Below are 15,280 nucleotides of genomic sequence, written 5' to 3' on the forward strand. Positions count from 1 at the left end.
CTCTCATACGCACAATATATGCACATTTCAACGCATAGCAAGTGAACAGACGTTTGGGCGCGTGGGCGGCATGTACCTAGAAGAGCGTTCCGAGAACCTTCCAGATCTGTTCGACAACCGGAATGCCGGCGGTCGGCGATGCTCCAATGACCGGAAACTGCACGAATTCTCCCTCGCCAGCCTGACCAACATTCTCAAGATAATAGACGGTCTTCGAACCGGGCATCACCTTTCCGAGCCGTTTGAGATAGGCAAAGTGATCGGTCGAAAACTCGTCGGCTCTGGTAACGACTGCTAAGATGCGCCCGTCGAGTAGCGCCAGGTCGGGAGCGGCTCCCAGAAGGACATACCCCGCGTCCAGTGCGACGGGAAAGGCGCTGTCACCCACAACGCCTGCAGCAGCGACCACCTGATCGAGGATCGGCGAGCGATCGGTCTCGACGGCCTCGTCCTGCGACTTCTCTCGGCGGAGCGCTATTGCAGCGCTTAATCTTCACGCCGGGCTGACATTGATATTGCCTCCGCGAGGTGATCTCGGACGATCGTCAAATAGCCTACACGTTCGCGAGGTATATCCCCACCTCAGGAATTGCCCCGCGTCGACGCCAGGTTGCTAGCTATGAGCGAGTGGCTGCCCACAGTTGAGTTTGCTGCGCTGGTCGGCATTGGGCGACAGGTCGCTCACCGCGCTCTTCGTCGGCGGCGCTGGCGAAAGAATCCGCTCGAAGTGCGGAAGGTCAATGGTCGGCGCGGCGGGAACGCCGGAGAGCAATATCAGGTGAATTCCACGTCCCTGCCGCTCGAATACCAGCACCGTTTAAAGGTCTCTCAAACCCTCGTTGAAAACCACTCGAAATCAATCACCGGCAGGACGGCAGAGCACACATGGTGGCTCGATTACCTGAGACCTGCGCTTCAGTATCCAGTCAAATCGACTGCCCGCTCCGACGCCCTGGTCAAGCTAGCAGACAACCCAACGCGGAACTGGGAAGGCACGGCGGTCAGCTATTCCCTGCGGACGCTGCTGCGCCATGCCGCACGCTTTGACGAAGGCATGAAGGTTGGACGGCATGGTCGATTGGACAGGGGTAAGAAGCGTGTCGTCATAAGCCGGAGGTGGGACAAGCTGGTCCCGTTCGAAGCATCCACCAAGGCAAAAATCGCGGAGGACCTAAAGCAGGAAATCCGCGGCCTCCTCAAAGGCGGCATGTCGTGGGGCCACACCCTGCAAGAAGCCGAGAAGTTCCTGGTCGACGCGACTCGGGCCTGGGGCTTTCGTCCCGGCGATCCTAGCGTGCTGGAGCGCGCTTGTTCTATCCCAACCGACCTCGTCTCAGCGGAACTCCACTTCCGAAACGTCCACCGGTTTAAGCGCGACCATAAGGCTTATGATGATCGCCGGCCGCGCATCCGGCGCACCGTCGCCTGCATGCAGCCGATGGAGCTGGTGGTCGGCGATGTTCATCCTGTGGACATTCACCTCACTCGTCCTGACGGCACTGTCGCCACTGCCAGGCTGATCGGCTTCTTAGACTGGGCGACGCAGCGCCTCTGGATAGGGCTGATCTTTTTCGAAAAGCGCGGCGGCGTGCAAAACCGCGACGTGATCGAAGTCTTCGCGGCCATCATCGAAGCGTGGGGCATGCCGCAGTCGCTCTATGTCGACAACGGCAAAGAATTCGGCTTCGTCGCCTTTCTGGACGATGCCATGCAGCTTACCGTGCCGGGCTTCCATGGCCCGTCTCGATCAACCCACGTCATCAATGCTTTGCCCTACAACGCCTCCGCAAAGCCGATTGAGCGTTTATTCGGCGACCTAGAGACGCGCTATTTCAGCACGGCGCGCGGCCACATCGGCGGCAACCGAATGAGCAAGAAGCAGGAGGCTATCGGCAGGACGGTGGCTCCGTTCGGCGCGTTCGAAGATGTGGTGCCGGCCATAGAAGGCTTCGTGCGCACCTATAATCACACTGCGCAGGGCAAGAAGAGCGCGCTCAAAGGTCTCTCACCTGAAGCCACACTCCGCAAACACCTTGAGGCCGGATGGGCGCCGACTGCGATGAGCCGCGATGAAGGTGCGCGCGGTCTGTGCGCGAACCGAAGAGCGGTCGGTTGTTCAGGGTGCGATATCGGTCGGTGGCCGTTATTGGACATGCCCAGAATTGCAGGCTTACCAATACGAGAAGATTTGGGTCCGTGTGCCGGCCTATCACAAACCGGCCGAGTTGCTGCTGCTTGACCGCTATGGTGAACGAGTCGGCATAGCCTTTCCCGATGTCGAGTTCCATCCGCTCGACAAGCGCGGCGCAAAAGCATCAGCCGAACGCGCAAAGGTGCATCGGCAGGCGGTGCGTGACCTCGATCGGTCGGCGCCTGATATCGACGTGGCTGCACGCCTGATCGCACGCGGCCAAGCCCAGCCTGACTCGGTCCCCAACGTGCCCGTCGGCATCGTCTCTTACGATCCGGCGAAGCGGCCGGCGCGGATCGTGATGCCGAAGGGGCTTCGACCTCCGAAGAGCGCCGACGCGAACAAGACGACCGCATAGCCGTTCAGATGGACTTGGCGAAGAGGATCGTCGGATGACGTTTATAGAAACCCGCGCCGCGTTCACCGTACGGGCTGCATTCGATACGGCGGTCAAGATGCGATATCCGGTGCTTGCGGTCGGCAAGGCCGGACTCGGAAAGACTGTAGCGCTCAACTGGATAGCCGCCCAAAGCGGAGCTGCCTATTGTGAGGTTGCGCAGCATACCAAGGCTATCAGGCCGATGTTCCTGATGCTGCATGACGCCTACGGCGTCCAAAGGGACAGCAAGCACACATACGATCTTGCGAAGGATTGCATGAATTTTTTGGGCGCCCGATACGGCCCGACGCGTCCGTTGTTGGTGGACGAATATCAGAACTTCACACCCGCTGTTTGCGGGAGCTGCTGCATCTTCAGGAGCGGTGCGGCTTCGCTTTACTGCTCGCCGGCAACACTCATCGGTTAGCGGGCACGAGGCGTGATACCCACGCTGTGGATCAGATCGAAAGCCGTATCGGCATGCGTTTCGAGATCGGGCAGCCGACGCGGGAGGACTGCGTGAGGATCGGCGCGGAACACGACGTTGAGGGAGCCGACGCCTACGAAGCGATTGTTATCTACGGTGAGAACACCTCCCTTCGCGCGCTTTGCCCTCTCCTCCAGAATTGCGCTGCCGGGACCAGCACCTTCGGCAGCATTCGTCTTCCCCGGATAGAGATCACGCTTCGCGGCATGTCGTGCGGCAGCGATGTGCTCAGGCTTCTACACGAGCGCCGAAACGCCGCCGCAGACGACCTCCGCAGCCCGGCTTAATTCCGGACAGCGACAGATAATTCCGGACGGCACACTGGAATGTCTCCGAGATTCAACAGGCCTAAATTAACACGGAGCTTCAAAGGAGCGTTATCTTCGAGTAGCGGACAACAATTTTATCCTGCCGGAAGCGGCGCTCCAGGTCGCTCCGTCGGCGCTGCCAATCTGAAACGTCCACCTTCGGCGTCATTATCTCGAACACGACGATATCATCCCGGTCTGTTTCTCCGCCATCCTTCCAAAGACCCTCCGCGGGCGCCTGGAGATAGGCGGTCACGCCATCGAAGCGAGCCGCTAGTTCTTCTTTCAGACGATCTGACCTGCCACTGAATTTTCATCCAGTCGCAATTAGAGCCTCGGCGGTTGGTGATACGTCGTAGAGCGCGGCTTGAGCAACCGGCGAAGACGCGGAGCCGCCAAATAGTGCAGCGGCTTCGCCGGTTGCGGTGAGTGTCGCGGCGAAGGTCGCCGGCGTTCGATAGCCGAGCGAGGAATGTGGCCGCGTGGTGTTGTAATCTTTGACCCATTCGACGAGAGCGCTGCGGGCATGGTCGAGGCCGAAGAACAGGCTTTCGTTCAACAGCTCGTCGCGCATGCGGCCGTTGAAGCTTTCGATGTAACCGTTCTGCATGGGCTTGCCCTTCTCGATGTAATGCCAGTCGACGATGTGGTCCTGCGACCAGGCGAGGATGGCGTTCGAGGTGAACTCGGTGCCGTGGTCGGAGACGATCATGCCGGGCTTGTCGCGGCGGCCGATCAACTCGGTCAGCTCGCGCGCCACACGGCGGCCGGAGATCGAGGTGTCGGCGATCGCGGCCAGGCATTCGCGCGTCACGTCGTCGACGATGTTGAGCACGCGGAAGCGGCGGCCGCAGGCGAACTGGTCGTGCACGAAATCCAGCGACCAGCGTGCATTCGGCTTCGCCTCCACCAGGATCGGCGCCCGCGTGCCAACGGCCCGCCGCCGTGAACGTCGCTTGCGCACCGTCAGCCCTTCCTCGCGATAGAGTCGGTAGATGCGGTTGATGCCCGACGGCTCGCTCTCGCGCCTCAACAGGATGAACAGCCGCCGGTAGCCGAAGCGCCGGCGTTCGTTGGCCAGCTCGCGCAGCCGGCCGCGCAGTGCCGTCTCCGGGGGACGCCGCGACCGGTAGCGGATCATCTTGCGGTCGGCACCGACGATCGAACAGGCCCGCCGCTCCGACAGGCCCATCGCGGCCTGCAGATGCGCGACTGCCTCGCGCCTGGCGGCGGGCCCTACCATTTTTTTGACAGAAGCTCGCGCAGCGCCGAAGCTTCCAGCATCTGGTCGGCAAGCAGCTTCTTCAGCCTGGCGTTCTCATCCTCGAGCGCCTTCAGCCGCTTGGCGTCGGAGACGTCCATGCCGCCGTACTTGGCCTTCCAGTTGTAAAGCGTCGCCTCCGAGATCCCGTGCTTGCGGGCAAGATCGGCCGTCTTCGCCCCCGCCTCGTGCTCGCGCAGAACCGCGATGATCTGCTCTTCCGTAAACCTGCTTCGCTTCATCAGTCCGTCCTTCAAAAGAGGGCCGGACTCTAATCTCAGCTGGAGGAAATTACCCGTGGCAGGTCAGATCGAAATCACTTCCGGGGAAGAGTTGACCTTGGTTGTCTGAACGGGGCAACAGCATTTGGACGAGGTACATAGTAATCGCTGCTATGCTGCGGATCTGAGGGGACTGCTTTCGAGGAGAGTAATCTTCGACTAGCCTGACGAGGCAAAAGGAATACGGGCGGCGCTCGCCCGTATTCTCACAGTTAGCGATCTCAGGCCAAAATGCACATGCTTGGACTTTCGCTCGCCGCCTTTTTCAACTTCCTGAGGTCTCTTACTCCCTCGCATGATTCAAAATGCGAAATACCGGCCAATGGGCAATCGCTTCACGCAATCTGCTGAAAAGCTTGCCTTCTTTGTCGATGGCAGACCGGACTTGAACGGCAGCCCATCCGGCTTTCATCGTCCCGCCGACGTGGCAGTGGCAAACAATCGCGTGCAACTGCCAATCCGTTAGCTCGAAGAAGCGTTTTGATTCGCCATACGTATCGTTTTTCAATCCTTGCGCGCGCAATGTTGGATCGGCGAAAGCGATGCCTAGCGCGGAGTCCAGGGACCGAGCCTTGTCACGCAACTCCAAGGTCATGTATTCCGTCCCGGGGAAGGCGGCGAGGCACCGCTCGGGATTTCGCTCGAGCAGCATGGCCCAATGTTCCAAACGCTGACGCCGCGTCATAGCCGGAAACAATGCATCGACTTCCGCGACCTCATGTAGTTCTTCAAGTGTCTGATGTTTCATGGCCGTCTCCTGTTGGCGAGGCGCTCTGCCTGCAGAATGCACAGGTCGGAATGGGCCTCAGTCGTCCCTATGCAGGCGAACCAGCAGTGCGTCGGGAAGTTCCAATGGCGAGAAAATTTAACAGTGTGCCTGCTTCAATTTCCCGCTGTCTCTGTGCCTTGGACCGCCCCGAGCAACGAGCTACTGCGATGCTTCGACCAGCCGTTGGAGCAATGGGTAATCCTTCAGGTCCTTGTAAGGCGTGAGATCTAACTCCCCTGGCACGCAGCGAAGCTGTTCCTCATCGATCGCTTTCTCGTGCCCCTTGATGACGCTTTGGTAGTGCCGCCAGGTCAGGCCAGCCCCTCTCACCGCATCTCTTTCGATGCGCGAGGCAATTTGATGGGCGTGCAGATAATGAAGCCGCAACTCGTCCAAGAGAGCTTTTTCAACAATTTCGTGGCACACCAGAAATGGTTCAAGCCGCACGTCCTTGCCCCTCCACCTGATGGTGCGCGGCAGATGCCGGTCGATGTAAATTGTAGTTGCATCCCTGCTGTACCCAGCAATGTAGGGAATATCGAACTCGTGGCTAACCTTAACTCGTCGATGAAGCGCAGAAACGACATCAGACAGGACGAGGTCGCTGATATTTTCAGAGCTATGACGGACCTCGTCGGATAATTTCAAGTCCGCTCCCGCGTTTTCCAGTCGAAGCGCCCGCCACACGGGCGAGCGCTTAGCGATGATTTTTTTACTTGTTGACGATGATGCGCTGCTTGTCTCGGTTTTGAGCGTAAGTGGCCTTGTCGTAGGCAGTCTGCGCCTCCAACTGGTCCTTGGTGAAGTTCGTATAGAGGTAACGGTTACCGTTCTTGTCGGTCATAAACTTGAGGTTCTCCATCCCGACGGCGACCTTTTTTTCGCCAATGCCTAGAAAGCCGCCTACGTCAACGATTATCGAGTCGACCTTCTTGTCACCCGTCAGGATAACGTCGCCGATCTCGCCTACCTTCGCGTCATCTGCGCCATAGACGTTGGTTCCGAACAGATTTGCCGCACTGATTTTGTCTGACGGCATTTCGGTCAAGGTCGACTTGTCAATCGAGGCCGTCGCAGTGGTATCGGTTTTGCCATTGGCCGCTTGGCTGTCGGCCGTGCTGTTGGTCGGTTGGGACGTCGACGCTGCCGCGGTATCATAAGCCTTCGTATCGAAATTGGGTTGAGCTTTGAGCTCATCCTTCGTCGTCTTTGCGACTATCCAGCGATCGCCCTTCTTGTTGACCCATTCAAGCTTGCTGAAATCATAGGCCACATTCTTTTCCCCCACGCCAAGGAACCCGCCGACGCCGATGACGACGAGTTTGGCGTTCCCGTCCTTGTCCAGGACGATGTCATTGACATCGCCGATCTTCGTCGCGTCATCAGCGGTGCTGTCATAGACCGCGGCTCCCATGATCTTGGAGACGAGTTTCCCTTCAGTGACCGGAGCAACAGCCTCCGCCTGGGTAGCGGGCTTGCTGGTATTTGCGGCGTGAGCACCCGCCGTGCAGAGCGCCGTCGACATGAAAGCAGCCGTCGCGGCCGTAGCTAGTATCTTGCGGACCATTGTGAAATTCCTCCTGTTGATCTGCCAACGTCAATTCATCCAACGGAAGGAACTGCCTTACGTTCCGGGAGGGGGCCAATGGTCGCAACCGGCGCCAGACTGAAGGCTCACGCAGAACCTGATGCTAGATTGGCACCGCGCCTGGCTTCTGCACGCTCTCGGACATTTCCGAGATCGACGAGGTGATCACCGACGAGGGTGTCTCGCAGGATGCGCTGTCGTCGCTGTATGCGGCGGAGCGGAAGGTAACGGTGGTGCGCGTCGGCGGCTTGGTGGGGGCGCGTCATCCCGTCAGCGGTCTTGAATCGCTTTGAGAGCCTGCTCCGCCATAAACCGTGAGCTGAAGGAAGGCGCCGCTTCCATTGCCTTGGGCGAGCGCTCGATGTTGCCGGGGGTGGCGCTTATTCCCGGCATTGCCTGCAGTTCCCGGCAAATCGCCTGCAGACCGCCTGGGGCCCGTAAGAAGACAGGACCACCGAGGCGAGCGGGCCGAAGCGTGCACCTTGCCCATGCATCGCCCTGCCGCGCGAGCAACCGAGTCGGTCTTCAGGGCGCTGCCGGCGCGGGGAGAGTTGCCTCCTTCGCTGCGCGAGGTACGCTTTTCCCATGCGTTCAGTATTTTACGACGCTTCCGCACGCAACCCGTAATTTCGTTCGACATTAAGTCCGTAATTTCGTACAGCAGAAAACCCGTAACTTTGTGCAAGATTAAACCCGCAAATGATGTAAGACGACAGTCCTCGTATGGCGACCCCTCAAGAAAAACTGGCAAGCGCATTAGAGGTGCTGCACGCCTTGCAAACCGCTGGTCGCCACGTCGTTCGGACCGGCGAGCTTGCACGTGACGTCCGCGAGCTTTTGATTCGCCAGCGCTTCCTCCAGCCCGTGATCAAAGGTTGGTACATCTCGACAGATCCGGACGCGAGCGACGGCGAAACCACCGCCTGGTACGCCTCATTCTGGGATTTTGCCCGCGCCTATCTCAGCGCGCGTTTCGGCAACGCGTGGGTGCTCGGGCCAGAGCAATCGCTCTTGCTGCACGCCGGACAATGGAACGTTCCGCGCCAACTCTTGGTTTGGGCCCCCACCGGAAGCGGTCAAATCACCAAGCTGCTGCACAATACGTCGATCTACGACACGCGGCATCCGCTACTGCCGGCTGGGGATTTGACCACTCTGGACGGGTTAAATGTCCATACGCTGGATGCGGCCCTAGTCGCTGCGACGAGCGGGGTCTACACCGCCTTCCCGACGGAGATGCGCGCTTTGCTCGCCGTCCAGCACGATCCGTCGGCGCTCCTCAATCGATTGCTCGAGGGAGGACGAACTGTCGTGGCGGGCAGGCTGGCCGGCGCCTTCCGTAACATCGGACGCGATCGCCACGCTGACGAGATCGTCTCGGCAATGAGGGCGGCAGGACACCATGTACGCGAGAACGACCGCTTTGCCAGCCGCCTTTCCGATTATATCCCGACGCGCGAGCAATCGCCCTACGTGCAAAGGATCCGACTGATGTGGGCCAAGATGCGTGGGGAAATCCCTTCCTCATTTCCAGCCCCGCCGTCACGGCAAGACGACGTCGACGCATATCTCAAGCGTGTCGACGATCTCTATGTCGCTGACGCCTATCATTCATTGTCGATCGAAGGCTATCGCGTCTCGGCCGAGCTTATCGACCGGGTGCGATCCGGCGCCTGGAATCCGGAAAACGAAGTCTACGACGGCCAGCAGAAGGATGCCATGGCGGCCCGCGGATACTGGCAATCGTTCCAAGCCGTGAAGGACAGTTTGAGGCGTGTGCTGTCTGGCGAAAATGCCGGCGAGGTCGCCAGCCAGGAGCATTCCAACTGGCACCGCGAGCTGTTCCAGCCCAGTGTCGCGGCAGGCCTTGTGAAGCCGGGCAGCCTCGCCGGCTACCGCAGCAGTCCGGTTTATATCCGCGGATCCCGGCATGTGCCGCCAAATCCGCAAGCCGTTCGCGACCTGATGCCCGCGCTGTTCGATCTGCTCGCCGCCGAAAACGAACCGTCAGTGCGCGTGGTTCTTGGCCACTTCGTCTTTGTCTACATTCACCCTTACATGGACGGTAACGGTCGCACGGGTCGATTCTTGATGAATGTCATGATGGCTGCGGGCGGCTATCCCTGGACGGTGATCCCGCTGGCGAGTCGCGACGGCTATATGCATTCCCTGGAACATGCCAGGGCGGAAGCGGACATCAAACCGTTCGCGCGTTTCCTGGGCGAACGTGTCGGCAAGAAGGCGCCGGAGGCTCTCTAACTGTGGAGCCTCAACGGCTTGTCCGCGGAACGGGCGAGTCTGCTGATTGGCGTTTGCGACTTTAAGCGTAGTAGGCGGCCGCCGTTTTCAGGAAGGCGATGGCGCGCCCTCCTCCTCTCGTCCGGCAAGACCCTGCGAGAAGGCGACGCGCGAGGCGTCGTCGATGCAGGCATGGACGAACTCCCAGCCGATGCCCTTGCGCGGCCGTTTGCGCCGGTACGTCCCCCGCCGCCTGGCCCGCTCGATCAGTCCCGCAGCATGCAGCTGCGCCTTCGTCCAGGTGTAGCCCCAGGCGAAGTTGTGGGGCTCGCGAAGGTGCTCGTGAAAATGCTTCAACGTTCCAGCCTCCGTAAAACTCCCGATAAATCCGCTGCAGCTCCCCCGCCGGCACCCGCTTCGGCGAGGCCTTGCCCAGCCGCCGGTCAATGAGCCCCTGCATGCCGGCCTCCTCGAACTCGCCCGGTACCGTCGGAATGCCGCTCCGACATGCCCAGCAGCTCGCCTGCTTCCATCTCGACAGCCCGCTGCTCTCCCAGCGGAGGCAAGCGCTTGCCCCTTTAGCTCACCAACGCCCTCAGGAATGCCGGTGATCGCATCGAGATCGATCAGGTTGATGGCCGGCATATCCATGCCGATCATCCTGGCGATCGTCATCAACGAGAACTCGCTTTCCGGAACGCCGGTGAACTGCTGGGACGGGAGCTTCAGGATCCACGAGCCGCCGACGCCCTTGGCAGGGATCGTCAGGCCCCCGTCCTTCCCTGCGTTCTCGAAGGCCGAGAACTTGAGCTGCACACCGGCGAGCGAAAAAGGCAGCGCATTGGCGCTACCGTCGATCCAAAGCTGCCGCTCGCCGGATCGTTGTGCTAGTAGCCCGCGTGGCCATGCCATCGCCAATTCCCACAAGCAACAACCGCTCAGAGTTTCAGGCTCACCGCTCCAAGCAGATCGCCACGCCTTGTCCGCCGCCGATGCAGAGCGAGGCCAATCCTTTCTTCGCATCGCGGCGGACCATCTCGTAGAGCAACGTCACCACGATGCGGCAGCCGGAACCGGCCAGTGGATGGCCGAGCGCAATGGCGCCGCCGCTCATATTGATGATCTCCTCGTTCCAGCCCATTTCGTGGTTGACAGCGATGGCTTGCGCCGCAAACGCCTCGTTAATTTCCATCACATCGAGGTCGGAAGCCTGCCATCCTGCCTTATGAAGAGCGAGGCGAGAGGCTGCGACCGGACCGAGGCCCATGTCCATCGGCTCGACGCCGGCGGAAGCGTAGGATGCGATACGGGCGAGGGGTTTCAGCCCGAGTTCGTTGATCCGCGTCTGCGACATTACCAGCACCGCGGCTGCCCCGTCGTTGAGGCCGGACGAGTTGCCGGCCGTGATGGTGCCCGCCGGATCAAAGACCGGCTTCAGCCGGCCAAGTCCGTCGATGGTGGTCGAGGGATTTGGGTGCTCGTCCCGGTCGACGACCAAATGGCCTTTCCTTGTCATTATCGAGACGGCAACGATCTCGTCGTTGAATCTTCCGGCCCGAATGGCGGCGTTCGCGTTGTCCTGCGAGCGAAGCGCGAAGCGATCCTGCTCCTCGCGCGTGATCTGATAGCGCTGTGCGAGCGACTCGGCCGTCACGCCCATATGCACATTGTGGAAAGCATCCCACAGCCCGTCGGTGATCATGGAATCCTTGAGTGTCTGGTCGCCCATACGCACTCCGCCGCGCACGCCCGAAATGAAATGCGGCGCTGACGTCATCGAGTCCTGGCCGCCGGCGATCACACAGTCGGCGTCGCCGCAGCGAATGGCTTGGGCGGCAAGATGGATCGACTTCTGGCCGGCGCCGCACACTTTGTTGACAGTCATCGCGGGCACGCTGACCGGCAGGCCGGCCTTGATCGAGGCCTGCCTTGCCGGGTTCTGTCCGGCGCCGCCTGTCAGCACCTGGCCCATGATCACCTCGCTGATGGCGTCTGGCGGGAGCTGGATATCGGCAAGCATCGCCTGGATAAGTTGCGCGCCCAGGTCCGCCGCGGAGAGGTCGGAAAACGCGCCGTTCAGCTTGCCGATAGGCGTCCGCTTCGCGGCAACGATGTAGACGGCATCCATTTCTGATCCTCCGCCGGTGCGATCCGTAGAGCCAAGATCGTCACTTGACATTCTGGTTATAACCAATAATCATGAAATGCATCGGCAGGCAAGGTCGCGGCATCGAGTCCGGCCTGCATTGCGGGAGGAAATCCATGTCATCCGTGCTTTGGACGCCGGCGCCGACCGCGTTCCAATCGTCCAACCTTGCGCGGTTTTCTAACGCCAACGGCTTCGACCCACGCGACTACGAGACGCTGCATCGCTGGTCGATCACCGACCCGGGCGCATTCTGGCGTGCGGTGTGGGACTTCGCCTACGTCATTGGAGATCCCGGCACCATCTCCTTCCTGCGCGACGACAATGCGCCGATGACCAAAAGCCGCTTCCTGCCGGACGCATCGCTCAATCTCGCGGAAAACCTGCTGCGTGGCGACGGCGAGAGAGTCGCAGTGATAGAGGCCGACGAGAGCGGCCATTTCCGGACCATCACGCTTGCCGAATTGCGCAGACTCGTCGCTAGAACGGCCGACGGCTTGCGCGCGGCCGGTATCGGCAAGGGCGATTGCGTCGGCGGTATCCTGCCCAATCGTGTTGAAGGGCTCGCAGCGCTTCTGGCGGCGCTGTCGGTCGGCGCCGTCTGGTCGTCCTGCTCGCCGGATTTCGGCGCCGCCGCGATCGTCGACCGGCTTGGCCAGATCGGCGTCAAGGTGCTGTTCGCGGCACCTCACTACCACTATGCGGGCAAGGAGCACGACATCTCCGGCAGGCTGGCCGAGATCGTCGCCGCGATGCCGACGGTGACGACGCTGGTGCTGACCGGCGAAGCCAGAGCCAAGCCGGTCTGTGCCGCAGATTGCGTTGCGTTCGACGATTTCGGTAGCGAGGGTCCGCTGATCTTCGAGCACGTGCCCTTCCACCATCCGGCCTACGTGCTCTACACCTCCGGCACGACAGGCGCGCCGAAGGCGATCGTCCATCGTGCCGGCGGCGTGCTGCTTCAGCATTTGAAGGAGCATCTGCTCCATGGCGACGTCCACGCGGGCGACGTGATGAGCTGGTACACCAACATCGCCTGGATGATGTATCACTGGCTGATCTCCGGTTTCGCCTGCGGCGCGAGCGTGGTGCTTTATGACGGCGCGCCGATCCTGAAATCGCCCGATGGCCTCGACCCCAGTCCGCTATGGACGATGGCCGAGCGTGCCCGCGTCACGCATTTCGGCACAAGCCCAAAATATCTAGCGACGCTCGCCGCCGAAGGTTACGCGCCGGGCCGCCTGCACGATCTGTCGGCGCTGCGCTCACTGCTCTCGGCCGGCGCGCCGGTTTCGCCGGCACAGTTTGACTGGGTCTATGAGTATGTGAAGCGCGACATGATTTTCGCGTCCATCTCGGGCGGCACTGAGATCATCGGCTGCTTCCTGCTAGGATCGCCGATCCACCCGGTGCGACGCGGCGAACTGACCGTGAAGGGGCTTGGCCTAGCGGTCGCAGTGATGGACGAGCGCAACGCGCCGGTCGTCGGCCGCCAAGGCGACCTCGTCTGTACCGAACCGTTCCCGTCGATGCCGCTGACCTTCTGGGGCGAGGATGGCGACGCGCGCTATCACGCCACCTATTTCGCCGCGCGGCGCGAGATCTGGACGCATGGCGATATCGCCGAGATGACGGTGCACGGCACGGGCATCATTCACGGCCGCTCCGACACGACGCTAAAGCCGGGCGGTGTGCGCATCGGGACGGCCGAGATCTACGCCGCCTGCGAGCGCTTCACCGAGATCGAGGATTGCCTTGTTTTCGGAGCGCCCGTCGAAGGCGACGAGGAGATCGTGCTCTGTGTCAAGCTCAACGACGGTTTTGCGCTGACCTCCGAGCTTGCCGCGCAAATCCGCCGCGCGATCCGCGAAGGTGCTTCGCCGCGCCATGTGCCGCATCGCATCCACGCGGTTCGGGCCGTGCCCTATACGCTGAACGGCAAGCGCGTTGAGGGCGCCGCCCGCACCACGCTCGAGGGCAAGCCGGTCAGGAACATAGCTTCGCTCGCCAATCCGGCATGCCTCGAGGAATACCGTGCGCTCGACCGGAGCAAGGCGGCATGAGCCGGCCGAAGGGAGCGATCGTCGGCATCGGTGAGTTGAAGCCGCAGCGCCTGACCAGCGGTGTGACGACACTGGAGATGATCGCCGAGGTCTCGCGCCTTGCCGTGCTCGATGCCGGGCTGGAGCCGGGCGGGATCGACGGGCTGCTGGTCGGCCCGCAGGTCGGCGAGACGCCGCAGCATGTCCCGGCGACCATCGCCGAGTATCTCGGCCTGGCGCCGACCATGGCCAATATCGTCGATCTCGGCGGCGCCTCCGGAGCCGGCATGGTCTGGCGGGCGGCGGCGGCGATAGAGGCCGGCATGTGCGAAGCGGTGCTGTGCGTGCTCGCCAACAATCGCGAGGAGGCGGCGCCCCGCTCGCCCAACCGCAATCCGATCCGCGAGTTCGACGTGCCGTTCGGCGCCTCCGGCGCCAACATCTCCTACGCGCTTTTGATGCAGGCGCACATGGCGGAGCATGGCTCGACCGCGCGGGATTTTGCCGTAATCGCCGCTGCGGCGCGCGCCAATGCACAGCTCAATCCCGACGCGATCTTCTTCGGCAAGCCGGCCGACGTGGAAGCGGTACTGGCTTCGCCGATGATCGCTTCGCCGCTGCATCTTCTCGAAATCGTCATGCCGGTCGCCGGCGGCGAAGCGGTCGTCGTCACTTCGGCTGAACGCGCCCGCTCGCTGCCCAAAGCTCCCGTGCATTTGCTCGGCGCCGGCGAGAAGGTCACGCACCGCGCCGTCAGCCAGGCGCCGAGCCTCACCTCCGGTCCATTGAAGAGCGCCATGGCGCGCGCCTTCGTGCAGTCCGGCACGCAGGCCGACCGCGTAGACCTTCTGTCGCTCTACGATTGCTACACGATCATGGTCGCAACCACTATCGAGGATGCCGGCCTCTGCCCGCCGGGCCAGTTCGGCGCGTGGCTCAACCACCATGACCTTTCCCACAGGGGCGACAAGCCGCTCAACACGCATGGCGGCCAGCTCGGCTTCGGCCAGCCGGACCTTGCCGGCGGCATGACCCATGTCGTCGAGGCGGTACGTCAATTGCGCGGAGAGGCGGGCAAACGGCAGATCGCCAAGGCCGGGCTCGCGCTGGTCACCGGAAATGGCGCGACGATGAGCGAAGCGACCGCGCTCGTGCTGGGAGCCGCCTGATGTCCATCGATTTGAACACGCTCAAGGCCGCCGGCCCGACGGTCACCGCGCTGACCAAGCCGTTCTGGGATGCTGCCGCCGAGGGGCACCTGATGATCCAGCGCTGCCAAAACTGCGCCAAGGCCGTCTTCTATCCGCGTCCGATCTGCCCGCACTGCTGGAGCAAGCGTCTGGTCTGGAAAGACGCATCGGGCAGGGGGCGGCTCAAATCCTTTTCGGAGGTGCACAAGCCCGGTCATCCCGGCTGGCTGCCGGCGGCACCCTATGTGGTCGGCCTGGTCGAATTGGCCGAAGGGCCGACGATGCTGAGCTTCATCCTGCCCGGCACACGGCCGCTACAGGTCGGGGCTATGCTGCATCTTGCGCCCACAGCCATCGGCGGCCGCGTCCTACCGGCCTTCAAACCGGTCAAATCTTGAGC

Annotated in this window: 16 protein-coding genes and 2 pseudogenes; 9 read left to right on the plus strand and 9 right to left on the minus strand. The window is 61.7% G+C overall.

Features of this window, described 5'->3' with window-relative positions:
- Positions 1-76: 76 nt before the first annotated feature.
- Entirely contained in the window at positions 77-388 is a 312-nt protein-coding gene (locus FJ974_RS27910; protein ID WP_226891697.1) for a hypothetical protein, read from the minus strand.
- Between the two features lie 231 nt (positions 389-619).
- Here FJ974_RS27910 and FJ974_RS27915 point away from each other — a divergent pair, with 231 nt between their 5' ends.
- The 4 genes from FJ974_RS27915 to FJ974_RS27930 are packed head-to-tail and all read left to right on the plus strand — an operon-like array spanning position 620 to position 3,344.
- Positions 620-2,239 (plus strand): hypothetical protein, encoded by a 1,620-nt coding sequence (locus tag FJ974_RS27915; RefSeq protein WP_140533558.1) that lies wholly within the window; start codon positions 620-622, stop codon positions 2,237-2,239.
- A complete protein-coding gene (locus FJ974_RS27920) occupies positions 2,199-2,549 on the plus strand; it encodes a hypothetical protein (protein WP_140533559.1) in 351 nt (116 codons plus the stop codon). The genes FJ974_RS27915 and FJ974_RS27920 overlap by 41 nt, the downstream gene beginning before the upstream one ends.
- A gap of 34 nt (positions 2,550-2,583) precedes the next feature.
- Positions 2,584-2,997 (plus strand): hypothetical protein, encoded by a 414-nt coding sequence (locus tag FJ974_RS27925; RefSeq protein ID WP_181177136.1) that lies wholly within the window; start codon positions 2,584-2,586, stop codon positions 2,995-2,997.
- 26 nt (positions 2,998-3,023) lie between these two features.
- Complete coding sequence (locus FJ974_RS27930; RefSeq protein WP_226891698.1) at positions 3,024-3,344, plus strand: hypothetical protein; 321 nt, start codon at positions 3,024-3,026, stop codon at positions 3,342-3,344.
- Between the two features lie 79 nt (positions 3,345-3,423).
- Here the strand turns inward: FJ974_RS27930 and FJ974_RS27935 are convergent, their stop codons facing one another.
- The 5 genes from FJ974_RS27935 to FJ974_RS27955 form a co-directional block, all read right to left on the minus strand.
- Positions 3,424-3,621, minus strand: a complete 198-nt coding sequence (locus tag FJ974_RS27935; protein ID WP_181177133.1) for a hypothetical protein — start codon at positions 3,619-3,621, stop codon at positions 3,424-3,426.
- A gap of 57 nt (positions 3,622-3,678) precedes the next feature.
- A protein-coding gene (locus FJ974_RS27940) for an IS3 family transposase (protein ID WP_226891699.1) occupies positions 3,679-4,868 on the minus strand; the annotation gives its coding sequence in 2 pieces (ribosomal slippage) (positions 3,679-4,616 and positions 4,616-4,868; 1,191 coding nt in all).
- Between the two features lie 322 nt (positions 4,869-5,190).
- Positions 5,191-5,655: a hypothetical protein gene (locus FJ974_RS27945; protein ID WP_140532053.1), complete on the minus strand. Its 465-nt coding sequence runs from the start codon at positions 5,653-5,655 to the stop codon at positions 5,191-5,193.
- A gap of 180 nt (positions 5,656-5,835) precedes the next feature.
- Positions 5,836-6,324, minus strand: a complete 489-nt coding sequence (locus FJ974_RS27950; protein ID WP_181177053.1) for a hypothetical protein — start codon at positions 6,322-6,324, stop codon at positions 5,836-5,838.
- 64 nt (positions 6,325-6,388) lie between these two features.
- Complete coding sequence (locus FJ974_RS27955) at positions 6,389-7,243, minus strand: PRC-barrel domain-containing protein (RefSeq protein WP_140532055.1); 855 nt, start codon at positions 7,241-7,243, stop codon at positions 6,389-6,391.
- A gap of 182 nt (positions 7,244-7,425) precedes the next feature.
- Between FJ974_RS27955 and FJ974_RS30230 the strand changes: the two genes are divergently transcribed.
- Positions 7,426-7,557 (plus strand): hypothetical protein, encoded by a 132-nt coding sequence (locus FJ974_RS30230; protein WP_264296835.1) that lies wholly within the window; start codon positions 7,426-7,428, stop codon positions 7,555-7,557.
- Between the two features lie 430 nt (positions 7,558-7,987).
- Positions 7,988-9,523, plus strand: a complete 1,536-nt coding sequence (locus FJ974_RS27960) for a Fic family protein (RefSeq protein ID WP_140532057.1) — start codon at positions 7,988-7,990, stop codon at positions 9,521-9,523.
- A gap of 67 nt (positions 9,524-9,590) precedes the next feature.
- On the opposite strand, the pseudogene FJ974_RS27965 reads toward FJ974_RS27960, so the two are convergent.
- From FJ974_RS27965 to FJ974_RS27975, 3 genes and pseudogenes are all read right to left on the minus strand, one after another.
- Positions 9,591-9,721, minus strand: a pseudogene (locus FJ974_RS27965) (IS481 family transposase); the annotation flags it as partial.
- Between the two features lie 342 nt (positions 9,722-10,063).
- Positions 10,064-10,348, minus strand: a pseudogene (locus FJ974_RS27970) (HipA domain-containing protein); the annotation flags it as partial.
- Positions 10,349-10,454: 106 nt separating this feature from the next.
- The gene (locus tag FJ974_RS27975; protein WP_140532061.1) at positions 10,455-11,630 is read right to left on the minus strand and encodes an acetyl-CoA C-acetyltransferase; all 1,176 of its coding nucleotides are present in this window, start codon (positions 11,628-11,630) and stop codon (positions 10,455-10,457) included.
- A gap of 134 nt (positions 11,631-11,764) precedes the next feature.
- Between FJ974_RS27975 and FJ974_RS27980 the strand changes: the two genes are divergently transcribed.
- The 3 genes from FJ974_RS27980 to FJ974_RS27990 are packed head-to-tail and all read left to right on the plus strand — an operon-like array spanning position 11,765 to position 15,278.
- A complete protein-coding gene (locus FJ974_RS27980) occupies positions 11,765-13,711 on the plus strand; it encodes an acetoacetate--CoA ligase (RefSeq protein WP_140532063.1) in 1,947 nt (648 codons plus the stop codon).
- Positions 13,708-14,859 carry a thiolase family protein gene (locus FJ974_RS27985; RefSeq protein WP_140532065.1) on the plus strand — a complete coding sequence of 384 codons (1,152 nt, stop codon included), beginning with the start codon at positions 13,708-13,710 and terminating at the stop codon, positions 14,857-14,859. Before FJ974_RS27980 ends, FJ974_RS27985 begins: the two co-directional genes overlap by 4 nt.
- Entirely contained in the window at positions 14,859-15,278 is a 420-nt protein-coding gene (locus tag FJ974_RS27990) for a Zn-ribbon domain-containing OB-fold protein (protein WP_140532067.1), read from the plus strand. Before FJ974_RS27985 ends, FJ974_RS27990 begins: the two co-directional genes overlap by 1 nt.
- The last annotated feature ends 2 nt before the right edge of the window (positions 15,279-15,280 follow it).

This window comes from Mesorhizobium sp. B1-1-8, assembly GCF_006442795.2.
In the GTDB taxonomy this organism is placed as follows: domain Bacteria; phylum Pseudomonadota; class Alphaproteobacteria; order Rhizobiales; family Rhizobiaceae; genus Mesorhizobium.